Origin of the sequence: Campylobacter pinnipediorum subsp. pinnipediorum (assembly GCF_002021925.1) — a bacterium.
GTDB lineage: Bacteria > Campylobacterota > Campylobacteria > Campylobacterales > Campylobacteraceae > Campylobacter_A > Campylobacter_A pinnipediorum.
Genome location: NZ_CP012546.1, coordinates 879,819 through 901,201 on the forward strand (window position 1 = coordinate 879,819; position 21,383 = coordinate 901,201).

21 protein-coding genes and 1 pseudogene are annotated in these 21,383 nt (G+C 29.1%); 15 read left to right on the top strand and 7 right to left on the bottom strand.

Going from position 1 to position 21,383, the window contains the following annotated elements:
• Nucleotides 1–153: 153 nt before the first annotated feature.
• The 3 genes and pseudogenes from CPIN17260_RS09595 to CPIN17260_RS04490 all read left to right on the top strand — a co-directional run.
• Nucleotides 154–240 (top strand): annotated as a pseudogene (locus CPIN17260_RS09595) (DNA-binding response regulator); the annotation flags it as partial.
• 30 nt (nt 241–270) lie between these two features.
• Nucleotides 271–471, top strand: a complete 201-nt coding sequence (locus tag CPIN17260_RS04485; protein ID WP_069632103.1) for a hypothetical protein — start codon at nt 271–273, stop codon at nt 469–471.
• A 16-nt stretch (nt 472–487) separates the two neighbouring features.
• On the top strand, nt 488–1,021 hold the full coding sequence (locus tag CPIN17260_RS04490) for a hypothetical protein (protein ID WP_078440621.1): 534 nt from the start codon (nt 488–490) through the stop codon (nt 1,019–1,021).
• A gap of 35 nt (nt 1,022–1,056) precedes the next feature.
• On the opposite strand, the gene CPIN17260_RS04495 is transcribed toward CPIN17260_RS04490, so the two are convergent.
• Nucleotides 1,057–1,326 carry a hypothetical protein gene (locus CPIN17260_RS04495; RefSeq protein WP_069632101.1) on the bottom strand — a complete coding sequence of 90 codons (270 nt, stop codon included), beginning with the start codon at nt 1,324–1,326 and terminating at the stop codon, nt 1,057–1,059.
• Between the two features lie 138 nt (nt 1,327–1,464).
• A complete protein-coding gene (locus CPIN17260_RS04500) occupies nt 1,465–3,711 on the bottom strand; it encodes a glutamine--tRNA ligase/YqeY domain fusion protein (RefSeq protein WP_078440622.1) in 2,247 nt (748 codons plus the stop codon).
• A 210-nt stretch (nt 3,712–3,921) separates the two neighbouring features.
• On the opposite strand from CPIN17260_RS04500, the gene CPIN17260_RS04505 reads away from it, so the two are divergent.
• The 5 genes from CPIN17260_RS04505 (at nt 3,922) to CPIN17260_RS04525 (ending at nt 7,313) form a co-directional block, all read left to right on the top strand.
• Complete coding sequence (locus CPIN17260_RS04505) at nt 3,922–4,593, top strand: Cj0814-related protein (protein ID WP_069637396.1); 672 nt, start codon at nt 3,922–3,924, stop codon at nt 4,591–4,593.
• A 92-nt stretch (nt 4,594–4,685) separates the two neighbouring features.
• Nucleotides 4,686–4,931 (top strand): RNA-binding S4 domain-containing protein, encoded by a 246-nt coding sequence (locus CPIN17260_RS04510; RefSeq protein WP_069637604.1) that lies wholly within the window; start codon nt 4,686–4,688, stop codon nt 4,929–4,931.
• The gene (gene tsaE, locus CPIN17260_RS04515) at nt 4,928–5,341 is read left to right on the top strand and encodes a tRNA (adenosine(37)-N6)-threonylcarbamoyltransferase complex ATPase subunit type 1 TsaE (protein WP_069632097.1); all 414 of its coding nucleotides are present in this window, start codon (nt 4,928–4,930) and stop codon (nt 5,339–5,341) included. Before CPIN17260_RS04510 ends, tsaE begins: the two co-directional genes overlap by 4 nt.
• Nucleotides 5,334–6,062: an LPS export ABC transporter ATP-binding protein gene (gene lptB, locus CPIN17260_RS04520; protein ID WP_069632096.1), complete on the top strand. Its 729-nt coding sequence runs from the start codon at nt 5,334–5,336 to the stop codon at nt 6,060–6,062. Before tsaE ends, lptB begins: the two co-directional genes overlap by 8 nt.
• Before the next feature lie 3 nt (nt 6,063–6,065).
• Nucleotides 6,066–7,313 carry an RNA polymerase factor sigma-54 gene (locus CPIN17260_RS04525; RefSeq protein WP_078406044.1) on the top strand — a complete coding sequence of 416 codons (1,248 nt, stop codon included), beginning with the start codon at nt 6,066–6,068 and terminating at the stop codon, nt 7,311–7,313.
• Here the strand turns inward: CPIN17260_RS04525 and CPIN17260_RS04530 are convergent, their stop codons facing one another.
• From CPIN17260_RS04530 to CPIN17260_RS04540, 3 genes are all read right to left on the bottom strand, one after another.
• Nucleotides 7,314–8,138 carry an adenylosuccinate lyase gene (locus tag CPIN17260_RS04530; RefSeq protein WP_078406045.1) on the bottom strand — a complete coding sequence of 275 codons (825 nt, stop codon included), beginning with the start codon at nt 8,136–8,138 and terminating at the stop codon, nt 7,314–7,316. It abuts the gene before it with no gap.
• A 106-nt stretch (nt 8,139–8,244) separates the two neighbouring features.
• The gene (htpG, locus tag CPIN17260_RS04535; RefSeq protein WP_078440623.1) at nt 8,245–10,104 is read right to left on the bottom strand and encodes a molecular chaperone HtpG; all 1,860 of its coding nucleotides are present in this window, start codon (nt 10,102–10,104) and stop codon (nt 8,245–8,247) included.
• 137 nt (nt 10,105–10,241) lie between these two features.
• Nucleotides 10,242–13,148, bottom strand: a complete 2,907-nt coding sequence (locus tag CPIN17260_RS04540) for an autotransporter domain-containing protein (protein WP_078440624.1) — start codon at nt 13,146–13,148, stop codon at nt 10,242–10,244.
• A 167-nt stretch (nt 13,149–13,315) separates the two neighbouring features.
• On the opposite strand from CPIN17260_RS04540, the gene CPIN17260_RS04545 reads away from it, so the two are divergent.
• The 7 genes from CPIN17260_RS04545 (at nt 13,316) to hypA (ending at nt 18,658) form a co-directional block, all read left to right on the top strand.
• On the top strand, nt 13,316–14,536 hold the full coding sequence (locus CPIN17260_RS04545; protein ID WP_078440625.1) for a DUF2157 domain-containing protein: 1,221 nt from the start codon (nt 13,316–13,318) through the stop codon (nt 14,534–14,536).
• Nucleotides 14,526–14,987 carry a GDYXXLXY domain-containing protein gene (locus CPIN17260_RS04550; protein WP_078387662.1) on the top strand — a complete coding sequence of 154 codons (462 nt, stop codon included), beginning with the start codon at nt 14,526–14,528 and terminating at the stop codon, nt 14,985–14,987. The genes CPIN17260_RS04545 and CPIN17260_RS04550 overlap by 11 nt, the downstream gene beginning before the upstream one ends.
• Nucleotides 14,988–15,059: 72 nt before the next feature.
• Nucleotides 15,060–15,962 carry a hydrogenase nickel incorporation protein HypB gene (hypB, locus tag CPIN17260_RS04555; protein ID WP_226996899.1) on the top strand — a complete coding sequence of 301 codons (903 nt, stop codon included), beginning with the start codon at nt 15,060–15,062 and terminating at the stop codon, nt 15,960–15,962.
• Nucleotides 15,962–16,255 (top strand): HypC/HybG/HupF family hydrogenase formation chaperone, encoded by a 294-nt coding sequence (locus CPIN17260_RS04560; protein WP_078415484.1) that lies wholly within the window; start codon nt 15,962–15,964, stop codon nt 16,253–16,255. The genes hypB and CPIN17260_RS04560 overlap by 1 nt, the downstream gene beginning before the upstream one ends.
• A complete protein-coding gene (gene hypD / locus CPIN17260_RS04565) occupies nt 16,239–17,324 on the top strand; it encodes a hydrogenase formation protein HypD (RefSeq protein ID WP_069636727.1) in 1,086 nt (361 codons plus the stop codon). The genes CPIN17260_RS04560 and hypD overlap by 17 nt, the downstream gene beginning before the upstream one ends.
• 3 nt (nt 17,325–17,327) lie before the next feature.
• The gene (gene hypE / locus CPIN17260_RS04570; protein ID WP_078440626.1) at nt 17,328–18,317 is read left to right on the top strand and encodes a hydrogenase expression/formation protein HypE; all 990 of its coding nucleotides are present in this window, start codon (nt 17,328–17,330) and stop codon (nt 18,315–18,317) included.
• A complete protein-coding gene (hypA, locus tag CPIN17260_RS04575) occupies nt 18,317–18,658 on the top strand; it encodes a hydrogenase maturation nickel metallochaperone HypA (protein WP_078440627.1) in 342 nt (113 codons plus the stop codon). Before hypE ends, hypA begins: the two co-directional genes overlap by 1 nt.
• Nucleotides 18,659–18,713: 55 nt before the next feature.
• Here the strand turns inward: hypA and CPIN17260_RS04580 are convergent, their stop codons facing one another.
• Together CPIN17260_RS04580 and CPIN17260_RS04585 are read right to left on the bottom strand one after the other, a co-directional pair.
• Entirely contained in the window at nt 18,714–19,766 is a 1,053-nt protein-coding gene (locus CPIN17260_RS04580) for a hypothetical protein (protein WP_078440628.1), read from the bottom strand.
• Between the two features lie 169 nt (nt 19,767–19,935).
• Nucleotides 19,936–21,255, bottom strand: a complete 1,320-nt coding sequence (locus tag CPIN17260_RS04585; RefSeq protein ID WP_078415487.1) for an alpha-hydroxy-acid oxidizing protein — start codon at nt 21,253–21,255, stop codon at nt 19,936–19,938.
• Nucleotides 21,256–21,383: the final 128 nt, after the last annotated feature.

Consider the following 21,383-nt stretch of genomic DNA (forward strand, 5'->3'; position numbering starts at 1 on the left):
ATTTTATACAAAAAAACTTTTAATGTCAATTTTGATAAAGTAAAAAAATAAAATGTGAGATTAAAAGTATAATACAATAAATACTTTACTTAATCATATAAATATAATTTATTTTAGATACTTATCTTAAATTTTATTGTCTTTGTCATCTATCAAAACACCATATTAAGGCTAAAAAGAGAACTTGGCATAAAGCTAAAAAATGTATCAGAATCAGGTTACATACTGACTTGTGATTGAGTATAAATTTAAATTATATAAGGATTTATAATGTTACAAAAACTATATAAGTTTTTTGAAGTTAGCACTCCGTTAGGTTTATTCTTAGCTATTGTATATAGATTAATAGGGTTTAGACCGATACACGATAAGTTAGACCAATATTTGTCTTTGCTTAGGTTTTATATTTTATATTATTTATATGCTTCTTATTGTTTATCAATAGCATATAGATATTTTATTGAACAATAATTAAAAGGATAGAAAAATGCAGAATAATAAAATAAAAGACTTCTTGAAAAAATTAGATAATTTTAACTTTTTGGAAATCATACCACTAGATAGAAAATATTGCACTCCTGATGATGAGCTTGAAAATGAAAAAGCAAAAAGCAGAACTTATTTAGGTAGAAATTCAGTTATTCTAACTAATGTTTGTTTTTACTTTATGGCTATAATACTTTCAATACCAATGCTTAGGGCAATTAGCTCATTTAAAGGTTACTTAGAATATAATCAATTGTTTTATGAGCTTTCATCTATATTATTTTATTTTATAGTATTAGCACAATTTAATAAATTAAGACATATAATTTTAGGTAATAAAGTTAGTTTGTTTTGCTATGATTATGATAATTATAAAAGTTTATTTAATAAGAAAAGATTAGATATTTTAACACATTCATTTTGTTTGCTTTTTTATAGACCACTAGATAAAACACCAATGCACAAAAATATACTTGCTTTAATTGTGTTTTTTGTTCCAGCAATAATAAATATATACAAAAGCATAGTTTATTAATAAAAAAAAAGGGGGGGGGCTTATCCCCTATCTTATTAAGCCCTAAATACATTTTGTTCAAGTCTAGTTGATAAGCTTTCTATCATAACATTATCTTGACCACCTTTTAATCCTAACAAATCAATAACCCAATCAGCACCTTTAATTACTAATTTCCACATAATATAAGTTGATGCAAGATACGAAAATACTTTTAATAATGCTTTAATACTTTCAATTGAGAATATAGCATACCAATCTCTATCACTAACATCAAATATAGCAAATTGTGATAAAGAGCTAAATAAAAAGAATTCTTTAACCAAAGTATGTAAAAATAAAAAAATATTGAGATTTTGGCGATAGTAAATTTATATCATACTATAATATAAAAAAAGAAAAATGGGTGGGGGTGGCATTCCCCATACTTTTAAGCTTGCTATGTTTTTTGTTTGTAATAAATTTTACCCCAATCTCTCTTTTACAAGCTCATTTACAACTTTTGGATTTGCCTTACCACCAGTTGCTTTTAGGACTTGACCTACAAAAAAGCCAAAAAGATTTGTATTACCATCTTTGTATTTTTGTAAATTCTCGCTATTTTTAGCCAAAACTTCATCAATCATAGGCATTATGATATTTACATCGCTTATTTGTATAAGTCCTTTTTCTTCTACTATCTTTTGTGGCTCCTCGCCGGTTTTAGCCATAATCTCAAAAACATCTTTAACTATCTTGCTGGAAATCAGCTCATCATCAAGCATTTTAATCAAACTTGCAACTTGCAAAGGGCTAAATTTAAGCTCATCTGCACCGCTATTTTTTATCTCTTTTGCCACTTGTGAACTTATGATATTTGCTAAATTTATAGGGCTGTTTAACTCTAAAAGCGATTTTTCAAAAAACTCAGATAATGCCTTATCCTTTGCTAGGATATTTGCAACTTCGTCATTTAAGCCTAATTCTTTTGTATATCTTTCAAAGATAGCTTGTTCTTCCTTGCTTAAAGCCTTGCTTTCGCCTTGAATTTGCTCTTTTTTAACACTTCTTTCTTGTTTTTGCTGCACTACTTGTGGGCTTTTTGTGTAAGAGTCTTTAAGTCCTACTATCTTGTTAAACACAGGATTTTCATCTGTATAATCAACCGGGTCAGCATAAAAATATCCAAGTCTTTCAAACTGAAATCTCTCGCTTATTTTTTCACTAAGCACAGCTGGTTCTATCAAAGCATCTTTTAGCACTATAAGTGAGTTTGGATTTAAGTCACTCTCATCTTTTGGACTTTCGTTTAAAAACAATCTATCATAAAGCCTAAGCTCAGCTTTTTTGGCTGTTTTTGCACTTAGCCACTGTATAGCACTTTTTACTTTTATACCGCTTGTATCACTGCCACTTTTTGAATCTTTATGATAATTTACTCTAAGCTCAACTATATCGCCGTTTTGATCTTTTATAGCCTCTTTAAAGCTTATGATATAGCCGTGTTTTAATCTCACACTTTGAGTAGGTGTTAGCCTATAATAGCCCTTTGGTGGATTTTCGCTAAAATCATCTTTTTGGATATAAATTTCTTTTGAAAATACCAGCTTTCTGCTTCCGCTTTTACCAACATCAGGTGGAAAATAATCCGCCTCAAGTTCTTCATCTCCTTCGTAGTTTTCAATCACCACTTTTAAAGGCTCACTAACACACATAACACGTGGTGCTTTGGTATTTAAATCATCTCTTATACAAAACTCAAGTTGATTTACATCTACGGTTGAGTTTGCCTTGGCTACGCCTATTTGTTCGCAAAAGTTTATAATAGATTCTTTTGTATAGCCTTTTCTTTTATATCCAGCAATAGTTGGCATTCTAGGGTCGTCCCAACCACTAACTATACCTTTTCTTACAAGCTCTATAAGCTTTCTTTTACTCATCATTGTATAGTTTATGTTTAGCCTTGCAAACTCATACTGATAAGGTCGTGGGCTAAGTCCTAGTGTGTCAAGTAGCCAGTTGTAAATATCTCGGTTGTTTTCAAACTCAAGGGTGCAAATAGAGTGTGTAACACCTTCTATATAATCACTCAAAGGATGAGCAAAATCATACATAGGATAAATGCACCATTTATCGCCTGTTCTAAAATGATGAGAGTGGCGAATCCTATAAAGCAAAGGGTCGCGAAGTTGCATATTTTTTGCACTCATATCTATTTTTGCTCTTAAAATATGCTCGCCGTTTTTAAACTCACCGTTTTTCATTCGCTCAAAAAGATCTAAGTTTTCTTCCACTGTGCGGTTTGCAAACTCACTTCTTTTTCCAGCACTTGTTACTGTGCCACGATACTCGCTCATTTGCTCTTCACTTATGCTGTCTACATAAGCCTTGCCCATTTTTATAAGCTTTACGGCGTATTCATAAAGCTCGTCAAAATAATCAGATGTATATCTAATCTCTCCATTATACTCAAAGCCAAGCCACTCAACCGCATCTTTTAAGGCTTTTACATAATCAGTATCTTCTGTGGTTGGGTTTGTATCGTCCATTCGCAGGTTGCAAAGTCCGTTAAATTCCTTCGCAAGACCGAAATTTAAACATATAGATTTGGCGTGTCCTATGTGTGGATAGCCGTTTGGTTCTGGTGGAAATCTTGTTATTATTTTTTCATATTTTTTTGTTTGTAAGTCATTTTTTATGATAGTTTGTAAAAAATTGGTCTTTTTTTTCATTTAATTTAACCTTATTTAAAATTTATAGTATTTTATCAAATATTATCTTGTTTTCAAAATAAATATTTTTAATTGTTTTAATCCATAATTATAAATAATATATTAATGTTTTTTAAATTTTGCCGATATATCATTTAAGTTTGCACTTACTGGTGCTTTAAATGCTAATGATTTTATAAAAGTACTTAATAAAATTGAAATGATAATAATATGATTAACACAGCAAATTTAAATAATTACATATCAACACCCAATAAGACAAAAGATGAACTTATAAGTGAGTTTAATGATGAACTCAAAGTTTTAAAAGATGATGATGAAAGCACTAGACTTAAAAAACTAGCCACACAAGCAGTGTTTAGTAATATTTCAGATATAACATACGCTTCAAATAATGAACTAAAATCATCATTTAATATAAAAGAAATTTTTGGTTTTAATCATATAAGTGGCGAAGTTAGCTTAATTGGTAAAGCTATGGGTTTTGATAAAAACTTTGATGATAAAGAATCTAACAACTTAATGGAATTTATAAAAAATTCATCTCCAAATAAAGAATTAGTTTTTGACAGACGGGCTGAAAATTTATTAGATAGCACAATGCCAATCAAAGAATTTAAAGAAAAATGGCTAGATTTAATGGAAATCATAAAAGGCGAATACGAAGAAAGAAAAGCACAAAACACAAACAGCCAAGAAAACAATGCCAAAGATAAATTTAAACCAATCCAAGCTGTCAGTAAAAGCACGACTTACAAAGATGAGGCCACAAGCGAAATAAGAAAAATTTATGAAATCATAAAACGAGAGTTTGATTTGGGTAAAAATACATTTGACATACTCAAAGAAATAGCACAAAGTGGAATTGATAAACTCGCTTAGATATAGAAATTTAAGTTTAATAATCCAAATTATCAAAAAATATAAATCAAAGTAATATAAATTTTAAGAGTTTTTTGGCTAAAATGGGTCTTATGAGAATAGATAAATTTTTAAATGTTGTAAATATAACAAAGCGTAGAGCTATCAGTGAAGATATGTGTAAAAGTGGTGTTGTAAGTATAAATGGTGTTGTTGTAAAACCAGCAAAAGATGTAAAAATAGGCGATAAAATCACAATAAAATTTATAACAAAAGATGTAAATTATGAAGTGTTAGCTATACCTGCAACCAAAAGCATACCAAAATCATCGCAAAGTGAGTATGTAAAACAAATATGAGTAAGAAATTTATTCTTTGTTTGAATGATATAAACAGCCTAATGGATACTTTACCAAAAAGCGGGATAATCTTACTCCAAGGAACACTTGCTTCTGGTAAAACAACGCTTGTTAAAAGTATAGTAAAATTTCACGGAATAGATGAAGAGGTTACATCTCCTACATTTTCTATAATGCAATCTTATAAGTCAGAAAATATAACAATTTATCATTATGATATATATCAAAATGGAGTTAATGGCTTATTAAACAATGGTCTTTTTGAAAATTTATTTGAAGATGGGTTGCATTTGGTAGAGTGGGGCGATGAGAATTTAGAAAATTTACTTAAAAACTACGAAATGCAATATATAAAAATTGTTATAAATTTAAAAGATGATCTAAGAGAATACGAGGTTTTTGGTGCATAAATTAGAAGTAAAAGATTTAAAAAAGACTATAAAAAAGACAAATATCATAAATGGGGTATCACTAAATATACAAAGTGGAGAGATAGTAGGGCTACTTGGTCCAAATGGGGCTGGAAAAACTACTACTTTTTATATGACTTGCGGGCTTATAAAACCAAGTAGTGGTGGTATTTTTTTAGATGGTGAAGATGTTACAAACACACCACTTCACAAAAGAGCTAGAATGGGAATAGGCTATTTACCACAAGAATCAAGTATTTTTAAAGATTTAAGTGTTGAAGAAAATTTACTTTTAGGTGCTGAGCTTGTATATAAAGATAAGCAAGAGTGTGCAAAAAAAGTAGATGAAATGCTTGATTTGTTAAATATCGAACCAATAAGGCTTAGAAAAGGTGTGAGTCTTAGTGGTGGTGAAAGAAGACGTTGCGAGATAGCAAGAAGTCTTGTAATAACACCTAAATTTTTACTTCTTGATGAACCTTTTGCCGGAGTTGATCCAATAGCTGTTAGCGATATACAAAGCATTGTAAGAGATCTTAAAAAGCTTGGAATAGGGGTTTTGATAACCGATCATAATGTAAGAGAGACCTTGGCTATCTGTGATAGAGCTTATGTTATCAAAGATGGTAATTTACTAGCAAATGGAACAGCAAAAGAGATAGCAAATGACAAAAGTGTAAGAACTTATTATCTTGGTGAAGAATTTAAACTTTTAGAGTAAAGTATGCTTCGTCAAAAAACATCAATAACCACCAAAAATAAGCTAAACCATACACTTAGATCTTGGCTTGGCATACTTCAAAGTGGCCTTGATGAACTAAAAGAGACATTAGAACCTTTTGCTGAGAAAAATCCGTTTATAACAATAGAACAAAATCCAAAACCACCTAAAAAAGATTTTTTTAAACAAATTTATAGCAATTCAGCCACAGATAACATAGAAGCTTTAACGATAAATAAAGATAGCCTTTATGATGTTTTAAGTTCTCAAATAAACCCGCCCCTTTTTCCGACAAAAAAATCACAAAACATAGCATATAAGATAATACAATGTATAAATAGCGAGGGGTATTTTGAATACGATAAGGATATTTTTAATGTCGAAAGTATCGATGATATAGAAAAAATAAGGGGTCGTTTTGCATACCTTGAACCAATTGGAGTAGGTGCAAGAGATCTAAAAGAGAGCTTTATGTTTCAACTTGAAGCTATAAATACCGATGATGAAATTTACAAAATAGCAAAAAATATAATACTAAATTTTGATAACTTGCAAAGCCTAACAAAAACAAAAAACTACGAAAAAGCTATATCTATAATAAAAAAATTTAAAAATCCACCGGCTATTGAGTATATACAAGATGATATTAGTATATTTGCTGATATTTTTATAGATACAAGCGATAACAATATAAATGTAAGTTTAAATAGCGATCAGTATCCAAATATAGTTCTTGATGTAGACGGGCTTAATGAAAAAGATGATTTTGTAGCATCAAAAATAAAAGAGGCAAAAGAGCTTATAGATGCACTTGAATTAAGAAAATCAACACTTTATAAAATAGGGCTGATGATAGTTGAATACCAATATGACTTTTTTTTTGGTGGAGATATAAAACCAATGAAACTAAAAGATATAGCTGATGATCTAGACAGAAATCCATCCACGATATCAAGAGCTATATCAAATAAGTATTTGCAATGTTCAAGGGGTTTGATACCACTAAAAAACTTTTTTGCAACCGCATTAGATGACGATGTATCCAATGCTACAATAAAAAGCTATGTTTTAAATTTAGTAAAAAATGAAAACAAATCAAAACCGCTATCTGATCTTAAAATTCTTGAACTTATCCAAGATGAGTTCAAGGTAAAAATGGTTAGAAGAACCATAACAAAATACAGAAAAGCCTTAAATATAGCAAGTTCTAGTGAAAGAAAGAGAATTTATGCTATAAATAACGGCTCTTAATTATGCACTTATAAAGTTTTCTTGAGTTTTAAAGAATGATTTTAAACTCTCATAAGCATTTTGAATTTGTTCAAATTTCTTTCTATATACATCTTTAATATTTTCTGATTTGTTTGCATGCCTATCTGGATGATAAATTTTTACAAGGTCCAAATAACTCTGTCTTATATCATCAAAACTACTGTCTATCTTACAATCTAATACTTTAAAATTATCTTCAAGCAATGAAGCAAGTGCTGAAAATCTATTTATAAACTTAGCTGATTTTTTTACTTTGAAGTTTCTTTTAAATTTATCAAATTTCTCATCATCTTTATCAAACTCAACTATAAAATCTAAATACTCTTTTTTCTCAAATAGTGATTGTAAAATATCGCAATCTTTATCAGATGTTATTTTGATATTTAGTCTAGTTTTTGAATCATTTATCTTAAATTCTCTGTTTTTAAAAGTTTGCAATAAATATCCAAAAAACAAATTATTTGATTTTTGTAGTCTAAATATAACTTCATCATCTTCAAAAAACACCTTTGCAAATATTACATTTGTTAATGTGTTTTTTTGCATATAGTTAAGTTTTATTGTCTTATACTCAGCAAATTGTATGTTTAATTCATCTTTGTTTTGTTTTTCATAAATTTTTTTTATAAATTTTAAAAAATACTTTCTTTGTGGCATTTCATTTTCTTCATAAAAAGATATTACTCTGCCTTTGCTTGAAATTGTGTTTTGAAAATTTTTATTTATCATATTGCTTAGTTCAGTAAAAAGTTTATCATCATAAGTTTTTATACTTAAAGATTCTAAAGTATGAGTTATATGCATAACAATCTCCATTTTTTACGTAATTTATATAAAGACCGTAAGCAATAAGTGTTCCATATATTATGTAAAATAGTGGTTAAGTCAAAAAAGACTTAACCGAATTAAATTATATGGCTTTTACCATAATTTTTGTTAAAATTTTACTAAATTCAGATGGGTTTTCTATGCTCATGCCTTCATTTATCTTTGCCATATCAAGCAACAATCTTGAAATATCATTTACCATAAGCTCATTTTTTTCAAGTTTGTTATAAATTTCGTGATTTGCATTTATTTCAAGTATAGGTTTTACTTTTGGTATATTGCTTTGACCCATCTGTTTTAATATGCCTTGCATAGCAAAGTCAGGATCATTTTTGTCGTATATCAAGACAGCTGCTGATTCGCTAAGGCGAGAGCTTAGTTTTACATCTTTAACTTCATCTTTTAGTATTTCACGCATTTTTACAAGTGTATTTGCGATGGCACTCTCATCTTTTTTGTCTTCATTTTCTGTTTTTATCTCATCATCTATATCTGAATGAGAGATTGATTTCAGTGGTGTCTTGTCAAACTCATTAACCATAGGCATAACAATAGTATCAATCTCTTCATCCATTATCAAAACCTCTATATTTTTAGATTTAAAGCTCTCTAACAAAGGTGAATTTCTAAGCATATTTTCATTATTTCCGCTTATATAATATATGCTTTTTTGATCTTCTTTCATTGATTCTTTATACTCTTTTAGACTTACAAGTCCATCTCTTGTTGTTGATTTAAAAAGCACTAAGTCTAAAATTTGTTCTTTTTCTGTTCCAAAGCCGTATAAACCTTCTTTTAAGACTTTTCCAAAAAGTGTGTAAAATTTTATGTATTTTTCTTTATCTGATTCTTTTAGTTTTTTAAGCTCATTTAAAATTTTCTTTATGCTTTGTTCTTTAACGCTACGCATTATTGCATTTTCCTGAAGTATCTCACGACTTACATTTAAAGGCAGGTCTTCAACATCTAAAACACCACGAACGAAACGCAAATAAGGTGGTAAAAGCTCTTTTGCATCATCTGTTATAAATACTCTTTTAACATAAAGCTTAACACCGCTTTGATAATCAACCCTAAATAGATCAAAAGGCTCTACACTAGGAATGTAAAATAATGATGAATACTCTATCTTTCCTTCCGCTTTTGTATGTATATGTAAAATAGGGTCTGTAGAGTCGTGACTGATTTGTTTATAAAACTCATTATATTCATCAGCTTTTATGCTTACTTTATTCATACGCCAAAGTGCTGAAGCTTTATTTATCTGAGTATTTTTACTCTCATAAGTGCCTTCTTTTTCTTCATCTTTTGGCGGAATATATTCACTTTTATCCATAAAGATAGGATATGGAATGTGGTTTGAATATTTTTTGATTATATTTTCAAGCCTCCATTCATCAGCAAATTCTTCATCGTTTAAGTATAGTGTTATACTTGTTCCGTGTTCTTGTTTTTGAGTATTTTCTATCTCATAGCTTTTAGCATCGGAAGTCCATTTATAAGCTTCTTCTTCTAAAGCTTTTTTACTAACAACTTCTATTTTGTTTGCAACCATAAATGCAGAATAAAAACCAACGCCAAATTGACCTATAAGCGAACTATCTTTTTTGGCATCGCCACTAAGAGATGACAAGAAGCCTTTTGTTCCACTTCTTGCTATTGTTCCAAGGTTTGCTATAAGTTCATCTTTATTCATACCTATACCATTATCACTTATGGTTAGTGTTTTATTTTCTTTGTTAAATTGTATGTCTATTTTTGCTGAATACTGAAGTTGTTTATACTTATCGTTTGTTAGACATAGATAGTTTAGCTTATCAAGAGCATCACTTGCATTTGAAATAAGCTCCCTTAAAAATATCTCTTTGTTTGAATAAAGTGAATGTATCATTAAGTTTAAAAGATCATTCACTTCTGTTTGAAATTCAAATTTATCTGCCATTTTATTTCCTTTTTTTTGAAATTTTTGGCAGATTATAACATAAAGTGATAAAATTATTTTTAAACTTGATACAATTCATATCAAGTTTAATAAAAAAAATTAATAAGAATATATTTCTATAATACTTTATGGTTTATTTAAAACCTATATAAACCACCAACATTAAATACTTTGCTGTTATTATGCGAACTGTCAAAAGATAGATCAAATCCACAATTTAACATGATATTCTTAGTTAGATTATAACCAAAGTTGCTACCAAACCATACAGTGCTTTTAGCTTCTTTGATACCTGTTATTTTTACATTACTATTTGAGCCTGTAAATTTTGCATCAAAGCTAAAATCATTAGGAGATGGCTTGTTGATATAAGTTAGATTTGAGCTTATAAATAGTTTGTCAAATTCAACTTTTGTTCTTACACCTGCTAGCAAAGATGTTAAGTTGTATGTTTTTTTATCAGCTTGTAATCCAAAAACATCTTTTTCAAAAATCTTATCTCTTTTTAACCAGTCAAGCTGTGTAGCAAAAAATGGATTTATTTTAAATTTATCTAATTCAAAAATCTTACCAATTTCTGTATATGTATTATAAAATTTACTGTCGTATGAAATTTTTGAGTTTTTATCTAAAATTTCTCTTTCTACCTTGCTTTTTGAACTATTTAATCCAACTCTACCAAGCATATAAAAATCATCAAAGTTGTATGAACCATATAGACTAACTGATGTATTTTTTATATTTGTACTACCTGCATTTTTATCAAAATCAGTCTTTGCTCTTCCGGAAAGCAAAGAAACACCAAGTATATAGTTGTCAGTTTTTTTATCAAGTCCAAATGCAGAACCGTGTATATTTGTGCTAGTATTTGCATAGCCTTTATTTTTTAAATTTACATCTGCAAATATCTGATTGGCCCAAAAACCACTTCTATCTTCATAAATCAAAGATGATATTCTATCGCTTAATGTTTTATTGAAAGTCTCATTTTGTTTTGCAAGTATATTTTGACTTGATGAATAAATTTCACCAGAAAGAGTGTTTATAGCATTGCTTAAAGCTTGAGCCGGCATTGCAAACAAAGATAAAGAAGCTTGGTAAATTTGACTATCTTTATCATCCGACACAGCTAATTCATCCAAAACGACATCCAAATTTTCTGCAGTTTTAAATGCGATATCGTTAGCTTTATAGCCTAATGCAGAAGCTACATAAGCGGTGTCATTTCTTGAATATTTTACTTCTAGATTTTTTTGTGAATTATTTAAATTTAATCCATATATGTTTATAAAATTTGATATATTGTTTGAAATTTTAGCTTTCTTTGAATCAAAATTTTCTATTTGATTAGCCTCAATAATAGTTCTTGTTCTTGTTGTGTTTCTTGATGGAATTTCTTGTAAATTTTCTATATCGGCTAGTAAGTATCCATTATTTCCAAAGTTTATATTTCCATCAGCCTTAAGCAATGATTTATCTATATCTATAACTATTCTAGCTCCATTTTTTCCTTCATATTTTTCTTTTATATAAAGTCCTTTTCCATATACATTTAAAGAACCCCCATTGTTTGTTATTGACTTACCTATTTCTGCAAACGCACCATTTTTGGATTCAGCTCTTAAGGTTCCTTGCTTTTCTATAATTACATCTGAATTTTGAAGTTTATTTTGAAGCACTATATCACCATTTTGTATCCAAGTTGCACCTTCATATTGGTTATCTCCACTAAGATACAAGGTACCTGTACCTTTTTTGTATATACCGCCTCTACCTTTTATATCATTGCTCCAAGTTAGTTTGTTCTTATCTTGATAATTTCTATAATCAAAATCAACTGTAAATAAGTTTTGAACAAATTGTTCATCCTTGCTTAATGTTCTAAGATCCAAGTGAAGCAATGCAGGTCCTTTTAAAGCCCTTTCTTGATTTAAAATTCCCCATCCAAATGAAGGATCGCCCACATCTTTTTTTCCAGAATTTGGTCCTTCTGTAGGGGTGCTTGTCCCAGGTATATCAGCTGTTGATAATATAGTTACTGTTACTAAGTGATTACTCATCCAAGGAAATTTATCCCATACATTAGCAACTGCTGCTGTAACCCTGGGAGCGGCAAAAGATGTACCTTGATGATTTCCTGTAATACCACTAGCTACTATCCCCCATTTTTTTGATTTTTCATCAAATTTATTTGAATAATCTGCAAGTTTTGATTTGATATTTTCGTCATAAGCAGCAACCGCTATAAAACCATTTCTAGCATTATCATATTCTTTTGGATAGCTAGCTTCAGATGTTGGCTCATCTCTCTTGTCATTTCCAGCTGCAAATACAAATATACTATCTTTTTCCGGTTTATCTCCTATTAAACCTTTTAGTGTTTTGATTTCATATGGTTTATGTTGTTTATTAGAAGTTCCCCAAGAGTTGTTGAATATCCTAGCACCTTTTTTGTACATTTCGTCAAAAACTTGATTACTTACAGAGAGCATATTATTACCATTTCCAACATCTGCTATTAAAATTATTGGTTTATTTATATTATTTTTATTTTTTAATTGATTTCTGATAATATCTAGAACATAAGCTCCATGAAGATCTTCTTTTCGATTATGTCTCAAATATCCATTAAGAAAAAGAACGTTTGCATCATATTGATAATCTTTAAAACCGGAATCTATTACTGATATTTTTCTTTCATTTTCTTTTGTATTTTTTTGTTTGTTGTTATATCTATCTATTTGTTCTGATTGTAAATTTTGAACTACCGAATTTGATTCATTTATTGTTTCTCTTCCATCAAAAAATAAGGTTTTTGATATAGGTAGATTTACAGGAAGTAACTGTTGCATTTTATTGTCTTCATCCCGTTGAGGCGCAGATGGTGTATATCTTGGCGATGGTGTATAAATATCAGTATAGGATGGTTGAGAAGAGCCACCTCCGCCACCACCTCCGCCACCACAAGAAACCAAAAATGCAGATAAAGAGATAACTACACTTGGTTTCAAGATATAGTTAATGTTTCTTAGGTTGTTACCCATAAAATTATTCCTTTATAAATGTTTGATAAAAATTTAGTTATTTTATAAAATTTTCTTTGTTTTGATTGAGATATAGATTATACCAAAAAAAATAATATAAATTATATTTTAACATTTTTTATGTTATAATTTTTAAATATAATTTTAACATTATTAGGTGGTATAAATTGAAAAATATATCGGTTAAAGAAATTTTAAAATGGAAACAAGAAGGCATAGCAAAAGACGAATTTATAAATAAAATGTCAGAAAGATATAATTATAGTATCATAAATCCAGAAACAAATTCCAATTTGTTACTACATTTATTAGCTTATCTATTTTTTGGGTTATCTTTATTTTTTTTAGTTGGTTCTAATTGGGAAGAGATACCTGATTATATTCGCCTTGTTTTACTTGCAGGTCTTACATTATTTTTAAATATATCAGGTCTTTATACTTATAAAAAAGGAAATTTCAAACACTCTGAGATGATATTCTTCCTAGCTATATTGGTATATGGAACAAGCATAGCTTTGATATCACAAACATATCATCTTGATAGCTATATGCCAGATGGATTATTGCTTTATGCTATTGGTTCCATAGTCTTATCTGTGTGTATTTTTAGCTCTTTTTTGACAGCTATTTCACTTATGATATCTATAGTATGGCTACTTTTTGAACTGTATTACTATAATATAAATTCAATATATTTTATATGTTTTATTTTATTATCTGTATTTGTTTGCTATAAAAAAAGTGGTAAGTTTTTGGTATTTAATATCATTTTAGGAATAATTATATATCTTTTTGCACTAGAATACAAAATAAATGGAGCTGGCTTGAGAGAGCATGTAGTAATGTATTGTTTTTGTATACTCATGTGTTTGTTGCTTTTTATATCACTAAAAGAGCCTTTAGATAAAATAGGGCAGGTGCGAAACTCTCAAAATTTTTACAATATATCTCAAATATTCGCTTCATTATTTTTGGTATTTTTAAGTTTTGTATTAGAACAAAAACCAGCACAGATGAGTTTTTATGATATTTTTAACAACATTTATGGTTTTATTTTTGTATTTTTGTTTGTGATAAATTCTATAATAGCTTTTCAATATAAAAATAAATTTTTATTTATTGTAAATTTTATTTTATTATGTTTACCTATCGCATTTTTTTATATTCAAAATGAAGGAATGTTTTTTTCCATCATATGTATAATACTTGGTGGACTTTATATAAAAAATTATAAACTTTTTTTAGGGCTTTTACTTATTTTTAGCACATCTATTATTAGATATTTTGAGTTTAGTGGAGATTATATATCAACTAGTATGCTATTTTTATTTTTTGGATTTATTATGTTTGTTATTTTAAAACTAAAAAGAGTAAAAAATGAAAAATAAATTTATTGTTTTTGTAGCTTTATTACAGCCCGCTTTGCTTATTTTGATGGTTTTTTATGCTTTTGTGCCTTTGTATTTTGGAAAAGAAATTGTTATGCAAGTTCACGGATATGATCCAATGGATCCTTTTCGTGGAAATTATGTAAATTTAAGATATGATTTTAATGATATAGATAATATAAAAAAATCAAAAAATTATGCTGTATTAGAAGAAAAAAATAATATCCACTATACTAAAAAAATTATAGACAAAAAACCAAAAAGCGGGATATATATACAAGGTATTTATAATAATTTTGGAATACAAAAATATTTTACCACTGAAAAAAATGCAATTACTTTACAAAATAAACTTGCTGATCCTAACTATAAGTCATATGCTAAGATTAAAATTTTTAAAGGTAATGCTAGGATTGTGGAGATAAATTTTATTAAAAACAATAAAAAATAAATTTATATTTATTTAATTACAAAGCGTTATAATGGTTGCAATGAAACTAATTTTATAACAAAAGGATATAAGATGTGTAAAGATTGCGGCTGTAGTATGGGAAGTCATATTGATACACACACTCATTCTAATAAAACTATTCACACACACGAATACGAGCATAATCATGGTCATTCCCACCAAGATAAGCATGAGCACATACATCATGAGCATACGCACACTCATTCTGATGGCACTGTTCATGCACATACTCACACACATGATAACGAGCATGGAGTAGGAGATGGTGATCATAATCATACTCATCAAAACCCAACATTAAATGATGTAAAAACAATAAATGTTATAAGTAAAATTTTATCCGAAAACGACAAAGAAGCATCAAAGAACAGAGAGTGGTTTGACAAATCAGGAATACTGGCTATAAATTTAATGAGTAGTCCAGGAAGTGGAAAAACAACATTGCTTGAAGCTACTATAAAAAATTCTGATCTTAAAATAGGTGTTGTTGAGGGCGATCTGGAAACAAATAACGATGCAAACAGAATACTAAAAGCCGGTGGGAAAGCACACCAGATAAGCACAGGACAGACTTGTCATCTGGATGCTTTTATGGTTCACGAAGGATTGCATAATATCCCTATGGATGATTTAGATGTTGTATTTGTAGAAAATGTTGGAAATCTAGTTTGTCCAGCTAGCTATGATGTAGGAACTCATCTAAATGTAGTTTTATTATCTGTAACAGAAGGTGATGATAAGGTAGCTAAATATCCCGTTATGTTTAGATCTGCGGATGTTATCATCGTTAGCAAGATGGACTTGATACAACATTTTGATTTTGAAGTAGAGCGTGTTAAAACTGAAGCTAGAAAACTAAATCCAAAAGTTGATATCATAGAAGTAGATAGTAAAAGTGGAAATGGTATTCAAAGATGGATTGATTATATAAAATTTAAAAAGGAATTTAGATAATGTGTCTTTCAGTCCCTTCAAAGGTTCTTGAAATAGATAAAGATAATGTCGCATTGGTAGAGACTCTTGGGGTAAAACGAAGTGTTAGTTTAGATCTTATCTCTGAGGATGTAAATATAGGTGATTACATACTAATACATGTTGGTTTTGCTATGGAAAAGATAGACACAAAAATAGCCGAAGAAAGTTTGGAAATTTATAGACAAATAGCAAAAGATATGAAAAACGGTAAAATTGATTCTTATGATGGAGATATCGGACTTATGGAGATTTTAGATGGATCTAATAAATGATTTTCGCGACAAAGATCTTATTTTTGCTATTTCAAAACTTATAAAACAAAAGAGCAATAAGCCTTTAAATATAATGGAAATTTGCGGAGGACATACCCATAGTATTATGAAATTTGGACTTAGCGAATTGGTTGGAGAGTATATAAATTTTATTCATGGGCCAGGATGTCCTGTTTGCGTAATGCCAAAAAACAGAATAGATGAAGCCTGTAAATTGGCAAGTATGCCTGATGTTATATTTTGCACACTTGCCGATATGTTAAGAGTTCCTGGTTCTTATGATAGCTTGTTAAAACTTAGATCCAAAGGGCATGACATAAGGGCGTTGTATTCACCGCTTGACTCTATAAAGATAGCAACCCAAAACCCTGATAAAAAAGTAATATTTTTTGCCATAGGTTTTGAAACAACAACCCCTATGACAGCAAATGTTGTAAAAAAATGTATTGAACTTGATTTTAAAAATTTATTTTTTCATATAAATCATGTAAAAGTTCCCGAGCCTGTAATGGCTATAATGAATGATAAAGATGTAAAAATAGATGGTTTTTTAGGACCTAGTCATGTTAGCGTTATTATGGGGACAAAAATTTATGAAAAAATAGCAAATGACTACAAAAAACCAATAGCTGTAAGTGGATTTGAACCACTTGATATACTTACTGGTGTTTTAAATTTAGTTCAACAACAAAATGATTCTACGTATGAAGTTTTTAACGAATACTCAAGAATAGTAACAAAAGAAGGCAACATTAAAGCTCAAAATCTCATAGATGAATACTTTGAAATTTGTGATTTTAATTGGCGAGGGCTTGGAACCATACAAAATAGTGGGTATAGACTAAGGGATAAATTTAAAAGACTTGATGCTAGAATAAATTTTGATTGTAGTGTTGTTAGTAAACCGGAATCAAAAGCATGTATATGTGGAGAAATTTTAAGAGCAAAAGCAAAGCCTTATGATTGTAAAGTCTTTGCTAAAGCTTGTACGCCTCAAACACCTATCGGATCATGTATGGTTTCAGGTGAGGGCGCTTGTGCCGCTTACTACAAATACACAAAAAGGTAAAATATGAATATTATGCTTAGCCATGGTGGTGGCGGTGTTGAAATGAACTCATTAATAAATGATATTATATTTGAAATTTTTGACAATGAAACACTAAAAGAAGCAAATGATAGCGCTATACTAAACATATCAGGCGATATAGCTTTTAGTGCCGATAGCTTTGTTGTTACCCCTATATTTTTTAATGGTGGAGATATAGGGAAAATAGCTGCTTGCGGAACTATAAACGATCTATCTATGGTTGGAGCTGAAGCTAAATTTCTAAGCTGTTCTTTGATATTGGAAGAGGGTCTTAGTATAGATGAACTCAAAAAAGTTCTTACATCTCTTGCTAAAACTTGCAAAGAATCAAATGTAAAAGTTGTATGCGGAGATACAAAGGTTGTTCCAAAAGGAAAGTGCGATAAAATTTTTATCAACACATCTGGAATAGGGCATATAGTAATGCCAAATATAAATATAAAAAGTCTTAAACCTAATGCAAAAATACTAATAAGTGGCGATATAGGAAGACATGGTGGTGTAATACTTGCAAATAGGGAAGAATTTGAACTAGAAAGTGATCTTCAAAGTGATTGTAAAAGTTTAAAAAATGTAGTAATGGAGCTTTTAAACTCAGGTATAAAACCACTATGTATGCGAGATGCTACTCGCGGCGGACTTAGTGCCGTTTTAAATGAATGGAGCAGTGCTTGCAAACATGATATATTGATTTTTGAAGAAAATATCAAAGTTAGTGATGGTGTTCTTGGTATATGTGAACTATTTGGTTTTGAACCTTATGAACTTGCAAATGAAGGCACTTTTGTATTGGCTGTGGAAGAAAAAGATAGCAAAAAAGCATTGGAAATTTTACAACAATTTGATAAAAATGCAAATGAAATAGGTGAAATTTTGGAAGATAAGAACTCAAGAGTTATGATAGAAAATATGTATAAATCAAGAAGATTTTTAGATGCTCCTAGGGGCGAATTATTACCGAGGATTTGTTAATGCACGAACTTAGTATAGCACAATCTTTACTTAAACTATGTGAAGACAATGCGGCAAAAAATAATGCAAAAGAGGTAACCAAAATAAAGATCAAAGTAGGGCGTTTAAGTGGAATAGAACCGCACTATCTAGAAAGTGCTTTTAGTGTATGTCAAGCAGAGACAATATGCGAAAATGCAAAACTAATAATAAATGTTCAAGAGATAGTTGTAAAATGTAAAGAGTGCGGAAATCAATCAGAACTTAGCAAAAATGAATTTTTATGTCCTAAGTGTAACTCTCAAAACCTTGAAGTTATAGATGGTGAAGATATGTATTTAATGAAACTTGAAATGATTTGATACTTATCTAGATTATTATATTTTTTAAACAAGACAAGTATCTATTTCATTTTTATTATTTACTTGTTATTTTAGTTTTTATATAGCTTGAATCTATTTCAAATCTCAAATCATCTTTTGTTTGTAAATAATAAAATTTTCCCAAAGTTGACAATGCTTTCACGTTGTGAAGTTTTATTTTAAAATTGTTGCTATTTTCATTAACATATTCAACATATGTTTTATTATCATCTGTATTTTTTCTTGAAATTTCATCAGGTAATATATTAATTGCTTGTTTATCCAAAATCAAGGTTTCATAATCAATATTACCGTAATTTAATATTTTTATTATATGACCAGAAGTTAGCACAAGTACTAAAAATAAAATCACACTAAAATAAATAGAAAAAGATAGTTTAAAATCAAATTTTGAAATATTACTTGTATTTAATAAAAGATAAAACAACATTATGGTGATAAAAAATATAAACCAAAACATCCATAAAACATTTGTTACTGAAAATATAAAAAATGATATAAATAAAAAAATTAACATTAAGCTTATAAAAAATACAATAGAAATAAATTTATTATTTCTATGTCTTATAATAAGATTTAAAAAAATAAATGGCACAATAAACATTACAAAAATAACAATAAGTTCAGTAAGATCAATATCTGCATAAGAATTAATCATAATAACAAAATTATTAAAAATTTCAGGTGGTCGGACAATAAACGCATAAAATGAAATTAAAAATATTAAAAATGATGTTATCCATATAAAATTAGACTTATAATATGTAAAAAATTTATAGTTTTTAGTTTCAAAACAATCCAAATTTTTATCAACATAATAAAACAACCAAAATAAAAATACAAAAATTAATATTAAAATAGGCAATAATAAAAATATAGTAGACAATGAAACCATAATAGAAAATATTTCTCCCCATGCAAGACTAGGTATATAGCTATAACTCAAATAAAAATATCCAAAATATATTATAAGCCCAAATCCAAAAAATACAGCAGTTGATACCCATTGATTTTCTAAAATTAAGTCAAAAATTTCTTTTAAAGCCTCTTTTTTAATATCTATATTATTATTCTTTTCATGATTCATAAAATACTTTCTGATGTTATTTATTTTTTATTATATATTGTTAAATTTTTAAAATATATAATTAATATTATATTGTGTTTTTATTAAATATGTTTTTAATGCAGGTTTATGAGTTTATATTAAAGCGAACAAATTAATGTTCGCTTTGTATTATATTAAGATAATTTAATTATGAATTATATTTATTAAATTTAGCATTTTCTCCAACTATATCAATATAGCTTGGATTTAAATCAGCTAATTTACCAGCACCGCTTAATATCATTGCAGCTACTAAGTCTTTGTTTAAAAACTCTATTACTGATTTAACACCTAGTGAACCACCTAGTCCTAAACCATAAAGCATAGGGCGACCAACAGCAACAGCATTTGCACCCATAGCAATAGCTCTTACTATATCTATACCTCTACGAACACCACCATCTAAGATGATAGGAACTTTTTTATTAACAGCTTTAGCAATAGCTGGTAGTGCTGTCATACTTGCAGGAACACCGTCTATCTGACGACCACCATGGTTAGATACTTGTATAGCATCAGCACCAGCTTCAACAAATCTTTTAGCGTCATCAGGACGTAATATACCTTTAACTATTACAGGCAGTCCTGTAAAGCTTTTTATAAATTCAATATCTTTGGTTGTTAGGGCTGTTTTTTGATCAAAAAAGTTTCCTTTACCACCCATTTTAGGATCATGGTTGCCAAATAACCTATCAGGACGGAATGGGCTACCCATAGCAATGAAATTTTCTGGCTGTCCCGGTCCAAGTGCATCAGCTGTTAGTATAATAGCTGAATAACCAGCATTTTTAGCACGAGTTAATAGTGATTTAGTTACACCCTCATCATTGTTATAATATAATTGAAACCATTTAGGTCCATTTGTAGCATTTGCTATTTGTTCTAATGTTGCATTTGAAGCACCTGATGAACAATAAAGAGTATTTGCTAAACCAGCACCTTTTGCTGTAGCTCTTTCATCACCTTCATGTATCATAGCATGAGCACCCATAGGAGCAACCATAATAGGTGAAGCCATATCTAAACCAAGTAGTTTGGTTGATGTATCAATATCATTCCAAGATAATCCAACTAAACGTTTAGGAGCTATACGATAATCATCAAATGCACGTCTATTTTCATGCATAGTCCATTCACCACCAGCTGCACCTGATACAAACTCAAATCCAGCCTTAGGAACAACTTTTTTTACTTCATCTTGTAATCTTTCAAGACTAACAACTTTAATCTCTTTTTCTGCTGTACTTGCACCATAAGCAGTCTTAGCTAGTTTCTTTGTTTTGGTAGTTGTTTTTTCATCTGCTAAAACAGGAGTGCTAACAAATGGTAATGTGCTTACAACCCCTAGTCCTAAACCGGCAGCACTTAAAAACTTACGTCTACTAGATAAAGCATCATTTTCTGAAGCTTTTTGTGTTGTAACCTCTACTTCTTTTGTTGAAGTATCTAATTCATTAGATAAACTCATTTTTACTCCTTAAAGATTTTAATGAAAAAATTACAAGTTATAATTTCTTGAATTTAATTGAAATTGTATCTGTAAATAGTTAACGATTTTAAAAGGAAATAGTGATTAAAAACAAACAAAAAAACTTT